Below are 14,292 nucleotides of genomic sequence, written 5' to 3' on the forward strand. Positions count from 1 at the left end.
CCGGCGCATCACGTCTCGTCTCAGGACACCACCCGCACCTCCTCGCCCGAGAGCTCTCCGGCCGTCGCGCCCCGGTCCTCGCGCGGCAGCCACCGCACCGCGAGGAGACCGAGCGCGAAGGTGAGCGCGGCGGCGACGCCGATCGCCGCGTGCAGCCCCGTCACGAAGGCGTCCTTCGCCTGCTCCGCGTCCTCGGCCGACAGGCCCGGGGACCCGAGGGTCGTGTCCAGGGTGCCCGAGACGCCCGGGCCCAGGAGCCGGAAGAGGTACGCCGCGAGCGAACCGAGCAGGGAGATGCCCAGGGCGTTGCCCAACTCGTTGCTCATCTCCGCGATCGCACCGGCCGAGCCGGCGCGCTCCGGGGGCACCGCCGCCACCGCGGTCTCCGCGACCAGGCTGAAGGAGAGTCCGTAGCCGACACCGGCGATGACGGTCGAGGCGATGTAGAACGCCGCACCCCCGTCGGAACCGGTGAAGAGCAGCAGCGCGAGCCCCACGGCCATGAAGAAGTGCGAGGCGATCAGCGCGGCCCGCTTGCCGATCCGCTCCACCACACCGGCCGTGCCGACGCAGGCGGCGGTGAGCACCGCCGCCCCCGGCAGCGCGAAGAACGCCGCGGCCAGCACGCTGAACCCGAGCACCGACTGCAGGTACACGCCGCTGAGGTAGCCGGCCGCGGCCCACGCCACCAGGGACAGGAGCCCCGTCAGCACGGCGACCGTGAAGACCCGGTCGCGGAAGAGCTTCAGGTCGAGCAGCGGCTCCTCGAGTGTGAGCTGCCGACGCACGAACCAGACCAGGATGGCGACGCCCAGCACGCCGACGGCCGACTGCCCGGCCGAGAAGCCTTCCGCGGCGGCGGCCTTGACCGAATAGACGGCGAGCAGGATGCCGATCGCCGACTGCGCCACGCTCAGCGCGTCCACCCGGCCCGGCCGGGCCTCGCGGACGTCCTTGAGGAACGTGGGGGCGAACGCCAGGAAGACCGCGACGATCGGCAGGTTGATCAGGAACACCGAGCCCCACCAGAAGCCGTCGAGGAGCAGCCCGCCGACGACGGGTCCGACCGCGAAGCCCGCCGCGAAGGTGGCCGCGAAGATGCCGATGGCGCGGGCACGCTGCCTGGCGTCGGGGAAGAGGTTGCTGACGATCGCCAGGCCCGAGGGCAGCAGCGTCGCACCGCCGAGCCCCATCAGCGCCCGGGAGGCGATGAGGATCTCGGGTGTGCCGGCCACGGCGGCACCGGCCGATCCGATGCCGAACAGGGTGGCGCCGCCGAGCAGGAACTTCAGCCGGCCGTGCCGGTCACCGAGGTTGCCGAAGGCGATCAGGAGCGAGGCCACCACGAAGCCGTAGATGTCGACGATCCACAGCGCCTGACCGGCGGTCGGGGAGATGGCCTCCGTGATGCTCGGCATCGCAAGGTAGAGCACCGAGTTGTCCATGGCCACGAGGGCCACCAGGCTCAGGACGAGGGTGAAGCCGAGCCAGGCCCGGCGTGGTGTCGCGCTACGCGCAGTCATGTGCTTCCTCCACGGGAAAACATAGGAATGATTATTTTCTTCTGAAGTGAGTATGCACTCCAGGACACGGCGTGGCGAGACGATCCGCCACGCGGGGACCATGGACACGCGGGAACCAGGGACGGACAGGGAGCGGGACATGGCAGCGGAGACCTTGCGGATCGCACTGACGGGCGCGACGGGCACGGTCGGGAGTCGGGTGGCCCGCCTCCTGGCCCCCCACCACCACCTGCGCTGCCTGACCCGTTCCCCCGAACGGGCGATCCGCCTGGGGGTGCCCGGCCTGGCCGTCGAGGCGGACCTGGACGAGCCGGACTCGCTGACGCGGGCCTTGACCGGGGCGGACGCGCTCCTGGTGGTGACGTTCGACCCTCTACGGGACGCCCATGACGCGCACCTCCTCGCTGCCGCCCGCCGGTCCGGGGTCCGGCACGTCGTGAAGCTCTCGGCCCTCGCGGTGACCGACCCGCGCGCACAGGACGCGATCACGCGCTGGCAGCGCGTGTGCGAGGAGCGTGTACGGGCGTCCGGGATGTCCTGGACGCTGCTGCGTCCCCGCGCGTTCATGTCCAACTGCCTGGGCTGGGCGGGAACCGTGCGCGACAGCGGCCTCGTGCGCACGCTGCACGGCGGTTCCCCGAACTCCTGCGTCGACCCGTGGGACGTGGCCGCCGCGGCGGCCCGGGCCCTCACCTCCGCGCGGTGCGCGGGTCAGGCCTACGCGCTGACGGGCCCGGAGCCCCTCTCGGCCCGTCAGCAGGTCGCGCAGTTGTCGGAGGTTCTCGGCCGGCCCGTGCGGCACGAGGAGCTGACCGAGGAGGAGGCCCTGGGGGCGTGGCGCGCCCGCTTCCCCGCCGAGCTCGCCCGGGCTCTGCTGGAGAGCGCGGACCGGCAGGCCCGCGGGGGCAAGAGCACCGTGCACGGTGGAGTGCGGGAAGCGACCGGCCGGGACCCCGGTACGTTTCGGGCCTGGGCGCGGCGTCATGCCTCCTCCTTCGGCCCGAAGGAGGCCGAGGGGGCGGCGGGCTCTTCGGCCGGTGCGACGGCGACGCCCTCGACGTAGGCGGCGTGGAGCAGGTCCGGGTCGGGGCCCTCGAGGACGGACGGCTTGCCGAGTCCGTCGAGGACGACGAGGCGCAGGAGGTCGCCACGGGTCTTCTTGTCGACCCTCATGGCGTCCAGGAGCCGGGGCCACTGGTCACCGCGGTAGGTCACCGGCAGGCCCACGGACTCCAGGACCGCGCGGTGGCGGGCGGCCGTGACGTCGTCCAACCGGCCTGCCAGCCGGGCCAGTTCGGCCGCGAACACCATGCCGACGCCCACTGCCGCGCCGTGGCGCCACGTGTACCGCTCGTTCCGCTCGATCGCGTGGCCCAGGGTGTGCCCGTAGTTGAGGATCTCGCGGCGGCCCGACTCGCGGAGGTCCTCCGAGACGGCGGCGGCCTTGACCCGGACGGCGCGCTCGATCAGTTCCGCGGTGTGCTGTCCGGACGGCGTGCGGGCCGCCCGCGGGTCGGCCTCGATCAGGTCCAGGATCGCGGGGTCCGCGATGAATCCGGCCTTGATCACTTCGGCGAGTCCGGAGGCGTAGTCGTCGACCGGCAGCGAGTCCAGCACCGCCAGGTCGCACAGCACCCCGGCCGGCGGGTGGAAGGCGCCGACCAGGTTCTTGCCCTCGGCGGTGTTGATCCCCGTCTTGCCTCCCACCGCGGCGTCCACCATGGCGAGCACGGTGGTCGGAACGGCGATCCAGCGGACACCGCGCAGCCAGGTCGCCGCCACGAAGCCCGCCAGATCCGTGGTCGCCCCGCCGCCGAGCCCGACGATCACGTCGCTGCGGGTGAACCGGGACTGCCCCAGCACCTGCCAGCAGTAGGCGGCCACCTCAGCCCTCTTGGCCCCCTCGGCGTCCGGGACCTGGACGGTGGTCACCTCGAAGCCCTGCGCGGTGAGGTCGGCGCTCATCTCCCGGCCGGCAGCGGCCATCGCGGCGGGACGGACGACGGCCACCCGCCGCGCAGGTCCGACCAGGGAGAAGAGCCGGTCCCGCAGCCGACGCCCGATCACCACCTCGTACGGGTCCGTCCCGGCGCTCCCGCCGACGCCGACGCGGACCGCGGGCGCCTCCGTGCCCCTCATGACGGAGTCCTGACGGACACGCCCGTCAGCGCGGACTGCACGGCGTCGGCGACCTGCCCGGGGGTGCGGCCGTGGGTGGCCACCACGGCCCGCGCCACGGACAGGTACAGGGGGCGCCTGCGGGACATCAGCGTCAGCCACTGGTACCACGGGTCCTCCCGCAGCAGCGGCCGGGAGTCGTTCCCCCGCAGCCGCTCCTGCACGTCGCGGAGCGTGGCGTCCAGGAAGACGACAGGATGTCCGCGCAGCGCGGCGCGCGTGTCCGGGCGGACGACGGCACCGCCTCCCAGGGCGAGCGCTCCGGAGTGCTCGCGCAGTGCCGCGACGACCGCCTCGTGCTCCAGGGCACGGAAGTGCGTCTCGCCCTGCTCGGCGAAGATCTGGGGGACGGAACGGCCCGTGATCCGGACGATGTCCTCGTCGGTGTCCCGTACCGTCGTCCCGGTGCGTTCCGCGAGGATCCTCGCGACCGAGGTCTTGCCCGCGCCGGGAGGGCCGACCAGTACGGCGAGCGGGGAGGTCACGCGATCTCCAGGTGCTCGAGGAAGCCGGTGACGTTGCGGCGGGTCTCGGTGGTGCTGTCGCCGCCGAACTTCTCCGCCACCGCGTCGGCCAGGACGAGCGCCACCATCGCCTCCGCCACGATCCCGGCGGCCGGCACCGCGCAGACGTCCGAGCGCTGATGATGGGCGGCGGCCGCCTCACCGGTGGTGACGTCCACGGTGGCCAGGGCGCGCGGCACGGTCGCGATCGGCTTCATCGCGGCCCGCAGACGGAGGGGCTCCCCGGTGCTCAGGCCGCCCTCGGTACCGCCGGAGCGGCCCGAGGAGCGGCGGATGCCGTCAGCCGTGGGCACGATCTCGTCGTGCGCCCGCGAGCCCGGCACTCGCGCCAGACCGAAGCCGTCACCCAGTTCCACGCCCTTGATCGCCTGGATGCTCATCAGGGCGGCCGCGAGCCGGGCGTCGAGGCGGCGGTCCCAGTGCACGTGCGAGCCGAGACCGACCGGCACGCCGTGGGCGACGACCTCGACGACACCGCCCAGGGTGTCGCCGTCCTTGTGGGCCTGATCGACCTCGGCGACCATCGCCTCGGAGGCGTCCGCGTCCAGGCAACGCACCGGGTCGGCATCGAGGCGGGCCACGTCGCCGGGCCCCGGCACCACTCCGCACGGGGCCTTCGCGGCGCCCAGTTCCACGACGTGACTGACGATCTCGATGCCCGCCGTCTCCCTCAGGTAGGAGCGGGCCACCGTGCCGAGTGCCACGCGCGCCGCCGTCTCCCGTGCGCTGGCCCGCTCGAGCACGGGGCGCGCCTCGGGGAAGCCGTACTTCTGCATCCCCGCGAGATCCGCGTGGCCCGGGCGCGGGCGCGTCAGCGGGGCGTTGCGGGCCGTGCTCGCCAGGAGGGCGGGGTCGACCGGGTCGGCCGCCATCACCCGCTCCCACTTCGGCCACTCGGTGTTCTTCACCATGACCACGACCGGCGAGCCCAGGGTGCGCCCGTGGCGTACCCCGCCGAGGAAGGTCACCTCGTCCCGCTCGAACGTCATGCGTGCGCCGCGTCCGTGGCCCAGCCGCCGCCGTGCCAGCTCGTCCGCCACCGTCTGCGTGGTGATCGGCACGCCGGCGGGCAGGCCCTCCAACGTGGCGACGAGCGCGGGTCCGTGGGACTCCCCCGCTGTGAGCCAGCGCAACCTGCTCATCTCTTCCCTGCTTTCCTCGGGTCCTGGTCACCGTGGGCGCCCTGGGGGCCGTGACCGGTGGGTGGTCGGCCGCCGTGAGTGGCGGGTCGTGTGTTCGCGGCCGCGGCGAGGGCGCGTTCGGCGGCACCGCGCATCGCGTCCAGTGGTGCCACGGGGCATCCCGTGAACAGCTCCACCTGGCGCGCGGCCTGGTGCGTCAGCAGGCCGAGGCCTCCCGCGGCCACGCCGCCGGCCCTGCGCCAGGCCCCGGCCAGCTCGGTCGGCCACGGGTCGTACAGCACGTCCAGGAGGACGCCCGGGGTGGACGGCACGGCCTGGGCCAAGGCGTCGGTGGCGCCGTAGGGGGTGGTGGAGACGACCAGGGGGGCTGTCAGTCCTCGCGCCGCCCTCGTCCAGGGAACGGTGCGCACCTCCAGTCCCAGGCGTTCCCCGCACTCGCGCATCTCGGCCGCGCGGTCCGCACCGCGCACGTAGGCCGTCACCTCGTCCGCGCCGAGCGTCCGCAGCGCCGCGAGCGCCGAGGAAGCGGTGGCTCCCGCGCCGAGCAGGGTGGCGGATCGCACCCTCCGCACACCCAGCTCGCCCAGGGCCGCGACCATGCCGGGGACGTCGGTGTTGTCCCCGGTGCGCCGTCCGTCCGGGTGGAGGACGACGGTGTTCACGGCCCGCACGGTGGCGGCGAGACGGCTCACCTCGTCGAGCAGCGGGATCACGGCACGCTTCAGCGGCATCGTGACCGACAGGCCGGCCCATTCGGGCCCGAGGCCGTCGAGGAACGTTCCGAGTCCTTCCGGCGCGACCTCGAAGCGCCCGTACGTCCAGCCGGTGAGGCCGAGCGCCGCATGGGCCGCGCGATGCAGGTCCGGGGAGAGGGAGTGCCCGATGGGTGAGCCCAGCACCGCCGCCCTGCGCCGTGCGTGCGTTGTCGTCGTCGACTCCATCAGGAGCGCTCCGGGACGGTGTGGTCGGGGAAGAGCCGTGCCAACTCCTCGTGGAACCCGGGGAAGGTCTTCGTCACGCAGTACGGGTCGTCGAGGGTCAGCGGGACGCGCGCGGCGAGACCCAGGACGGAGAAGGCCATGGCGATCCGGTGGTCCCGGTGGCAGGCGATCCGGGCGGGGCGCGGGGTGCCGGGGTGGACGGTGACCGAGTCCTCCGTCTCGTCCACCCTGATGCCGCAGGCGCGCAGGTTCTGCGCCGTCGCGGCGATGCGGTCCGACTCCTTGAACCGCGCGTGCCGCACGCCCCGGATGGTCACCGGCCCGTCGGCGAGCGGAGCGATGGCGGCGAGGGTCATGAAGGTGTCGGAGATGTCACCCATGTCGAGGTCCAGACCACCGCGCAGCCCGCCGGTGCCGGTCACGGAGACGACGCGGTCCGTGATCTCCACCTGGGCGCCCATCTCGCCGAGCGCTTCCACGAAGCCCAGGTCGCCCTGGAGGCTTCGTTCGCAGAGCCCGGGCACCGTCACCCGGTGCCCGGTCGCCGCGGCCGCGGCGAAGACGTACGAGGCGGTGGAGGCGTCGGGTTCGACGACGAGGGCGGTGGGACGGTAGCCGCCCGGCCGCACCTCGATGACGCCGTCGCCGTGTTCCTCCACGTCCGCGCCGAAGCGCAGCATCAGGGCCAGCGTCATGTCGAGGTAGGGACGGCTGACCGCCTGTCGCAGGTCGGCCCGGACCGGGCGCCGCATCAGCGGGGCGGCCATCAGCAGACCGCTGAGGAACTGACTGCTCATGGAGGAGTCGACCCGCAGCTCGCCGCCTTCCAGACCACCGGCGTGGACGGTCAGCGGGAGGCGCCCCTGCACGGGGGTCTCCAGGTGGGCGCCGAGCGCGGTCAGGGTCTCCATCAGGGGACCCAGCGGGCGGGCCCGCAGTTGTCCGGAGCCGTCGAAGGTGAAGGCGCCCTCACCCGTCGCGCTGTACGGGGGCAGGAACCGGGCCGCGGTGCCCGCGTCCGCGCACCACACCTGTGCGGTGCCGACGGGGCCGCGGCCGGTGCCGGTCACGTTCCAGCACTGGTCGTCGTCGCTGCTCTCGATGCGTGCCCCGAGGCCGGCGACGGCCGTCCTGAAGGCGAGGGTGTCGTGGCTGACCAGCGGGGCCCAGAGCTTGCTGGTGCCGTCCGCCGCGGCGGCCAGCAGCAGAGCCCGGGTGGTGATGCTCTTGGAGCCGGGGATGCGGGCGGTCAGCGGGCGGAGCGCGGGGGGTCGCGTGGTCATCGGCGTGCCGCCCTCTCCACGGCGCTCTCCGCCTCGGCGGCGATCGCCTCGGGGGTGAAGCCGAACTCGCGGAAGAGCAGCGCGCCGTCGGCCGAGGCACCGAACCGTTCCAGGGAGACGACGCGTCCCGCGTCGCCCGCCAGGCGGTCCCAGCCCAGGCCGACGCCGGCCTCGACCGTCACCCGCGCGCGCACGTCGGGGGGGAGGACCTGGTCGCGGTAGGCGCGGTCCTGTTCCATGAACCACTCCAGGCAGGGCATCGACACGACGCGGGTCGGGATGCCGCGCTCCTGCAGCAACTCCCGCGCGGCGACCGCCAGGGAGACCTCGGAGCCGGTGGCCACGAGCAGGGCTCGCGGCGCTCCGCCCTCGGCCTCGTGGAAGACGTAGCCGCCGCGTGCGGCCCGCGCGTCGGGGGCGTGGACGGGGAGTTTCTGCCGTGAGAGCACGATGCCGTGCGGGGCCGGGGCGGTGCGGCGTCTGCGCAGGATCTCCGCCCAGGCCACCGCGGTCTCGTTGGCGTCGGCGGGGCGCACGACGTTGAGGCCGGGGATGGCGCGCAGGGAGGCGAGCTGTTCGACCGGCTGGTGGGTGGGGCCGTCCTCGCCGAGTCCGACGGAGTCGTGGGTCCACACGTAGGTGACCGGCAGCCGCATCAGCGCGGCGAGCCGCACGGCGGGGCGCATGTAGTCGGAGAAGACAAGGAAGGTGCCGCCGTAGACGTGGGTCGAGCCGTGCAGCGCCACGCCGTTCATCACGGCGCCCATGGCGTGCTCCCTGATCCCGAAGTGCACCGTGCGGCCGTACGGGTCCGCCTGCGGCAGGGGGTTGCCGGCCGGCAGGAAGGAGGACGTGCTGTCGATCGTGGTGTTGTTGCTTCCCGCGAGGTCGGCCGAGCCGCCCCACAGCTCCGGGAGCAGCGGTCCCAGTGCCGCCAGTACGGCGCCGGACGCCGCGCGGGTGGCCACGGCCGTGCCGGGTTCGAAGGAGGGCAGCTTGTTCTCCCACCCGGTGGGCAGCTCGACCCGGGTGATCCGCCCGTACTCCGCGGCCCGGTCGGCGTGGGTCTCCCGCCAGCGGGCGAAGCGGGCGTTCCAGGCGGCGTGTTGGGCCCGGCCGCGGTCGAGGGCCGCGCGGGTGTGGGTGAGCACCTCCTCCGGCACGTGGAAGGAGCGGCTCGGGTCCAGGCCGAGCACCTCCTTGGTGGCGGCGACCTCCTCGGTGCCGAGCGCGGCGCCGTGGGCGGCGGCGGTGCCGCGGGCCCGGGGGGCCGGCCAGGCGATGACGGAGCGCGCGGCGATCAGGGAGGGCCTGTCCCGTTCCCGCTGTGCCGCGAGGAAGGCCTCCTGCAGGGCCCGGGGGTCCAGGTCGCCGTCGGGCTTCGGCTCGACGCGCTGGACGTGCCAGCCGTAGGAGGCGTACCGCTGCTCGACGTCCTCGGAGAAGGCGGTGCTGGTGTCCCCCTCGATGGAGATGTGGTTGTCGTCCCAGAGCACGACGAGGTTGCCCAGCTTCTGGTGTCCGGCCAGGGAGGACGCCTCGGCGCAGACGCCTTCCTGCAGGTCGCCGTCGCCCGCGACGACCCAGACGGTGTGGTCGAAGACGGACGCGCCGTCCGGGGCCTCGGGGTCGTACAGGCCGCGCTCGTAGCGTGCGGCCATGGCCATGCCCACCGCGTTGGCGACGCCCTGTCCCAGCGGCCCCGTGGTGGTCTCCACTCCGGGCGTGTGACCGTACTCCGGGTGCCCGGGGGTGCGGCTGCCCCACCGGCGGAACTCCCGCAGGTCGTCCAGGGTCAGCGGGTAGCCGGCCAGCATCAGCTGGACGTACAGGAGCACGCTGGCGTGGCCCGCCGAGAGGACGAAGCGGTCCCGTCCTGCCCAGGTGGGGTCGGCGGGGTCGTGGCGCATGACCTTCTGGAAGAGGACGTACGCGGCCGGCGCGAGGCTCATCGCGGTCCCGGGATGCCCGTGCCCGGCGTGCTGCACCGCGTCCATGGCCAGGGCGCGGGCGGTGTCGACGGCCCGCTGGTCGAGCGAGCTCCACCCTCCGGACGGGCGGAGGGGTTCCCCGGCACCGAGGGTCGGCTGCTCCGGTGCGGTCTGCGGTGGTGATTGCATGGGTCTCGTCCCTACAGGGTTCGGCGGTCCGGGAGAACCGCGGAGTGATCAGGAAGCGGTGCGGAACAGCACGGTCGAGACGTGCGGGGAAACGCGTCCGGGGGGAGTCCCTGCCCGGGGCCGGCCTCCCGGCGAGGGAGACGGCGGAGTGCCGCCCGAGGGGGTCCGGCGGCGAGGGGGTCCGGCGGCGAGGAGGCCGACGACGGTGTCGGGCCGTTTCCTCGGCCGCCGTTCAAAACTAGGGGTCGGGCCGTCGTGGCCCAAGCCGGACTTCGATAACGAGGGCCCGTCCGGCGGACAGCCCCTGACCCGCTAACCCGCTCCGCGGGGCAGTCGCCGGGTCCGGTCGGCCAGGACGGCGGCGGCGTGGGCGACCGAGGCGAGGGTGACGTGCCGGTGCCACCCGTTGAAGGAGCGCCCCGTGAAGTCGCGGAGGCCCACCCGGTCCGCGACGACCGCGGAGTCCTGGGTCACCCGGTGGGTGAGCTGTCTCAGGCGGACCAGGTGCTCCAGGGGCGCCGTGGCGAGATTGGACAGCCACAACTCGCCGGGCCACCGGGTGCCGTACGCGCCCATCCCCAGGAGCACCAGTGGTCTCGCCCCCGGACCCGTGAGCCGGGGAAGAGCCACGCGGACGGCGGCGGCGAGGGGAACGTCCTCCCCCGCACCCGGAGGGAAGGGGAACCCTCCCCTCACCGGCCGCCGCAGGGTGCGAGCCAGGCCCATGATCCGGTGCGCGGTGAGCGTGGTCTGCTCCCTTCCGGTCATGGCGAGGTCCGTCACGGCGAGCGGGGTGTCCGGTCCCACGCGCACCAGGAGCGGGGCGGGGCCGAGTGCGGCCTCCCGCAGAAGCGGTTCGGGCGCCTCGCCCAGGTCCAGGACGGTGGGCCGCGTCCGGAGACCCCAGCCCGTAGCGGTCTCCCGGCATGCCTCGGCCGCGCATTCGGCCAGGCTCTCCGCGCTGACCCCTTCCGGTATCGCCGCCTGGCTGCGCCGGAGGGTGTCCATGAGCCACGAGGAGGGCAGGTGCAGGCGCCAGTTGACGGGCACGCTCGCGGCCTCCGAGGCCGCCCAGACCCCGACGGCGCGTTGCGCGTTCAGGGTCTGTCCCAGCGCCGGCGAGTAGTGCCGTCCCACACCGACCGAGTTCCGCCCCGCCTTCGGGATGGTCATGGGGGTCACCACCCACGCCCGGGTCGGCAGGGCCGTCTCCACGGCGTCGGCGAGCGCGCGGCGGATGGGCATCCAGTCCCAGGTGGAGTCGCTGATGAAGTGGTGGAGATTCTGCTCGGACACCTCGTCGCCGAGCAGGTGCGCGATGTTGCGTATCGACTTGCGCCCCTGGATCGTCAGCAGGCCGTGGAGGTACTGGGTGCCCTTGCGGCGCTGGTCGCTGCGCGGCAGCGAGGCGAAGACGTGGGAGGTCAGCTCGGCGAGCACCGTGCCGGGGGCGGCCGGGACGGGCGGAGCCGCTCTGCCGCGGCCGGCGCGTACGTCGTGCGGGTGTACATCGATCATGGCTTCCTCACTGTGGCCCGGGGGCGGACCTACCGGCCGCCAGGCGGCGGTGGAGGTAGGCGGCGGAGGCCAGCGTCATGTGGTGGTGCCAGCCGGGGAAGGAGCGGCCCTCGAAGTCGAGGAGCCCGAGTTCGTTGTGGACGTCCCAGGCGGCCGCTTCGGTCACCGCGGTGCGCCGCGCGAGGACCCGGACGGAGACCGGCTGCGCGTCGCGGAGCGAGGTGACCCAGTAGCAGGAGGACCGTCTCTGTGCGGCGGAGACCTCCGCCACGAGCCGATGGGTCTGCGGAACGGCCGGCGCCTGTCGGCGGGGCGGCAGGAGGCGCACCACGGTCGACACGGTCTCCGCTCGGCCGGGCACCGCGGCGACGGCCCTGCGGCACCGCGCCTTGACGAGCGACTCCGCGTCGCTGACGGAGACGAAGGACGGACGCAGCTGACGGGGCGGCACCTCGGCGAGCGGCTGACCCGGCGGCACCTCGACGACGAAGTCCCGGCCCCTGTGCGTGAGACGGGCGACCACCTGGTCGGCGAACGGGGCGAAGTCGCGGCCGAGGACCAGCGGAACGGACTCGGCCACACCGGCGGCGGCGAACTGCTCCACCATCTCCAGTACGAGGGCCCAGGCGGGCCTGGACGTCACCTCGTCCGGGATGCGCGCCCGCCGACGCCGTTCGGGGTCACCGCACCAGGCTTCGTCGAGGAGGAGGCGCCAGGAGACCGGGACGCTGCCCGCGCGGCCGGACAGGAACAGGCCGATGCCGATCTGACAGCTCACCCGCCGGCCGGTCCCGGGCAGGACGCCGGGCCTCAGCCCCACCGAGTGGCTGCCCCGCTTGCGCAGCAGCACGGGCTTGGCCGTCCACACGGCGTCGGGCATCGATTCCAGGGCGATCCGGGCCAGTTCCACCCGAGCGGGTGCCCAGTCCCAGGGGCTGGAGGTGATGAACTGCTGCAGCGCCTGCGGCGCGGTGTCGGGCAGGTCCAGGTTCTGGGCCATCCGGCGCACCGTCTTACGTCCCGGCGTGCACAGCAGCCCACGCAGGTAGGCAGCCGCCCAGCGGCGCTGGTCGCTACGGGGCAGATATCCGAAGACCCGCTCCTCGTAGGCGGCGAGGCCTTCCGGTCCACCTTCCTGCACACCCCGCGGTGCGTCGAGGCCGGCAGCGGCCTGTGCGGGCATGGCTGTCTCCTTGTGTCGGTCGTGGTCGGTCGGTCCTTGCCGGCGGGATCCACCGTCCCGCAAAACATAATCATGATTCTTCTTCTTTGGAAGCACGAGAGTGCCCTGCGCGTACAAGTTCGTCAACTCGCCGTTGTGGACGGCAGGTGGGCGATGGAACGTAGGACCGATCGATGCACGGACCATGAATACGAAGCGGGAGGTCACGGTTGACACCGGACACAGAAGGAAGGAGAGGCGGGCGCCAGCAGAAGAGATCACTGCTGACCCGGGACGCCCTGCTGGACGCCGCCGCGCGGGAGGTCGACGCGCACGGCTACGGCGCCGTGGCCATGCACCACATCGCGAGGGCGGCCGAGGTCACCACGGGCGCACTCACTTTCCACTTCCCCACGAAAGGTGACCTGTTCGCGGAGCTGACCGAACTCGGTCTCGCGCGGACGCGGGAGCGGGCCGAGGATGTCGCCCGGTTGCCGGCGTCCCCGCTGCGCAGGATCTCCCTGCTCGTCCTCGCCCTGCTCGAACTGCTGCACCGCGACGTCGTGGTACGCGCGGCCGTACGACTGGCCAGGGAACTCCCGGAGGTGGCCGATGCGTCGGAGGCCTATCTGCCGTTGAGCCGGGAGATGCTCCGGGAAGCCGGGGAGACGGGCCAGTTGAGGGAGGGCGTCACACCGGATGCGGTGACGGAGATGATCCAGTACCTGGTGGCGGGTGCCGAGGTGTGCGCCCGCGGCACTACCTCGGCACCCGAGAACGCCGACACCGCCCGGGCGCACTTCACCGCGCTCCGCGACCTGCTCCTGTACGGCGTTTCGGCCGTCCGCCCGCCCGGACAGGAGTAGCCCCCCCGGCCCCAACCCCCTTGCCGCAGGCGCCTTCTAGCTAAATCAAATAAGAAGGATTATTCTTTTGTCTGTCAGCGGGGGAGGTGAGCCAGGCCGCCCCGGAGGATCCTGAGTAGCAGTCCAGGGGGAAGGCCGGCATGACCAGAGGTACAGGCATGTTGCGGGACAAGGTCGTCATGATCACGGGAGCGTCCAGCGGGATCGGCGCGGCGGCCGGGCGCGTGTTCGCCGCGGAGGGCGCGACCGTGGTGCTCGTGGCGCGACGCGAGGAGCGGCTGCGCGAGCTGGCCCACGAGATCGTGGCAGCCGGGGGCCGCGCCATGGTGATGGCCGGGGACGTGACCCGGGAGATCGAGGTCGAGAAGGCCGTCGCCGAGACGGTGGCTCTGTTCGGGAGGCTGGACGGGGCTTTCAACAACGCCGGGCACACGGTGGCCGGGGGCTTGTTGCACGAGACGGACCCCACGATCTTCGAGCAGGTCATGGACGTGAACGTCAGAGGCGTGTGGAACTGCATGCGCCACCAGATCCCCGCGATGCTCGGCTCGGGGCGCCCGACGGCCATCGTGAACACCTCCAGTGTGGCAGGGATACTGGCCGCCGGGGCATCCTCCGCCTATGTGGCCGCCAAGCACGCGGTCCTGGGCCTCACACGGGCCGCCGCGGCCGAGTACGGGCAGCAGGGGGTCCGCGTGAACGCCCTGGTGGTCGGCAGCACCCGCACCGAGATGATGGACCAGGTCCTGAAGGACACCCCGTCCCTCGAGGAGGCGTTCGTCGGGCGCTCCGTCCAGAAGCGGATGGCCGCACCCGAGGAGATCGCGCACAGCGCCGCCTGGCTCTGCAGCGACCACGCCTCCTTCGTCACGGGCGCCGCGATGCCGGTCGACGGCGGCTGGACCGCCGCCTGACAGCGGACGAGGCGCCGTGCGGGCACGGCTCGTCGGCGCCTCGTCCGCCTTGCCTGGTCGTCGCATTCTTCTACGGGGGCTGGACGGGCTTCGGCGTCGTCGCCATCCTGTCGATCCTCGA

The 14,292-nt window shown here is 73.2% G+C and carries 12 protein-coding genes; 3 read left to right on the top strand and 9 right to left on the bottom strand.

What is annotated here, in order from left to right:
- Nucleotides 1–20: 20 nt before the first annotated feature.
- Entirely contained in the window at nt 21–1,523 is a 1,503-nt protein-coding gene (locus tag ABZ836_RS07350) for an MFS transporter (protein ID WP_361140226.1), read from the bottom strand.
- Nucleotides 1,524–1,662: 139 nt separating this feature from the next.
- On the opposite strand from ABZ836_RS07350, the gene ABZ836_RS07355 reads away from it, so the two are divergent.
- Nucleotides 1,663–2,586, top strand: coding sequence for an NAD(P)H-binding protein (locus tag ABZ836_RS07355; protein WP_356128309.1), 924 nt, complete (start codon nt 1,663–1,665; stop codon nt 2,584–2,586).
- Here the strand turns inward: ABZ836_RS07355 and aroB are convergent.
- The 8 genes from aroB to ABZ836_RS07395 form a co-directional block, all read right to left on the bottom strand.
- Nucleotides 2,505–3,662 (bottom strand): 3-dehydroquinate synthase, encoded by a 1,158-nt coding sequence (gene aroB / locus ABZ836_RS07360; RefSeq protein WP_361140229.1) that lies wholly within the window; start codon nt 3,660–3,662, stop codon nt 2,505–2,507. The two genes, ABZ836_RS07355 and aroB, sit on opposite strands and share 82 nt — an antisense overlap.
- On the bottom strand, nt 3,659–4,186 hold the full coding sequence (locus ABZ836_RS07365) for a shikimate kinase (RefSeq protein WP_356128315.1): 528 nt from the start codon (nt 4,184–4,186) through the stop codon (nt 3,659–3,661). Before ABZ836_RS07365 ends, aroB begins: the two co-directional genes overlap by 4 nt.
- Entirely contained in the window at nt 4,183–5,367 is a 1,185-nt protein-coding gene (gene aroC, locus ABZ836_RS07370) for a chorismate synthase (RefSeq protein ID WP_361140233.1), read from the bottom strand. The genes ABZ836_RS07365 and aroC overlap by 4 nt, the downstream gene beginning before the upstream one ends.
- Nucleotides 5,364–6,308: a shikimate dehydrogenase gene (locus ABZ836_RS07375; protein ID WP_361140236.1), complete on the bottom strand. Its 945-nt coding sequence runs from the start codon at nt 6,306–6,308 to the stop codon at nt 5,364–5,366. Before ABZ836_RS07375 ends, aroC begins: the two co-directional genes overlap by 4 nt.
- A complete protein-coding gene (gene aroA, locus ABZ836_RS07380; protein ID WP_361140239.1) occupies nt 6,308–7,591 on the bottom strand; it encodes a 3-phosphoshikimate 1-carboxyvinyltransferase in 1,284 nt (427 codons plus the stop codon). Before aroA ends, ABZ836_RS07375 begins: the two co-directional genes overlap by 1 nt.
- Nucleotides 7,588–9,711: a transketolase gene (gene tkt / locus ABZ836_RS07385; protein WP_356128327.1), complete on the bottom strand. Its 2,124-nt coding sequence runs from the start codon at nt 9,709–9,711 to the stop codon at nt 7,588–7,590. Before tkt ends, aroA begins: the two co-directional genes overlap by 4 nt.
- A gap of 312 nt (nt 9,712–10,023) precedes the next feature.
- The gene (locus ABZ836_RS07390; protein WP_361140242.1) at nt 10,024–11,229 is read right to left on the bottom strand and encodes a transposase; all 1,206 of its coding nucleotides are present in this window, start codon (nt 11,227–11,229) and stop codon (nt 10,024–10,026) included.
- Between the two features lie 7 nt (nt 11,230–11,236).
- Nucleotides 11,237–12,412, bottom strand: coding sequence for a transposase (locus ABZ836_RS07395; RefSeq protein WP_361140245.1), 1,176 nt, complete (start codon nt 12,410–12,412; stop codon nt 11,237–11,239).
- 209 nt (nt 12,413–12,621) lie between these two features.
- On the opposite strand from ABZ836_RS07395, the gene ABZ836_RS07400 reads away from it, so the two are divergent.
- On the top strand, nt 12,622–13,257 hold the full coding sequence (locus ABZ836_RS07400; RefSeq protein ID WP_361140248.1) for a TetR family transcriptional regulator: 636 nt from the start codon (nt 12,622–12,624) through the stop codon (nt 13,255–13,257).
- A gap of 140 nt (nt 13,258–13,397) precedes the next feature.
- The gene (locus ABZ836_RS07405) at nt 13,398–14,171 is read left to right on the top strand and encodes a glucose 1-dehydrogenase (RefSeq protein WP_356128338.1); all 774 of its coding nucleotides are present in this window, start codon (nt 13,398–13,400) and stop codon (nt 14,169–14,171) included.
- Nucleotides 14,172–14,292 lie beyond the last annotated feature (121 nt).

Origin of the sequence: Streptomyces sp. NPDC047130 (assembly GCF_040643475.1) — a bacterium.
Lineage (GTDB): Bacteria > Actinomycetota > Actinomycetes > Streptomycetales > Streptomycetaceae > Streptomyces.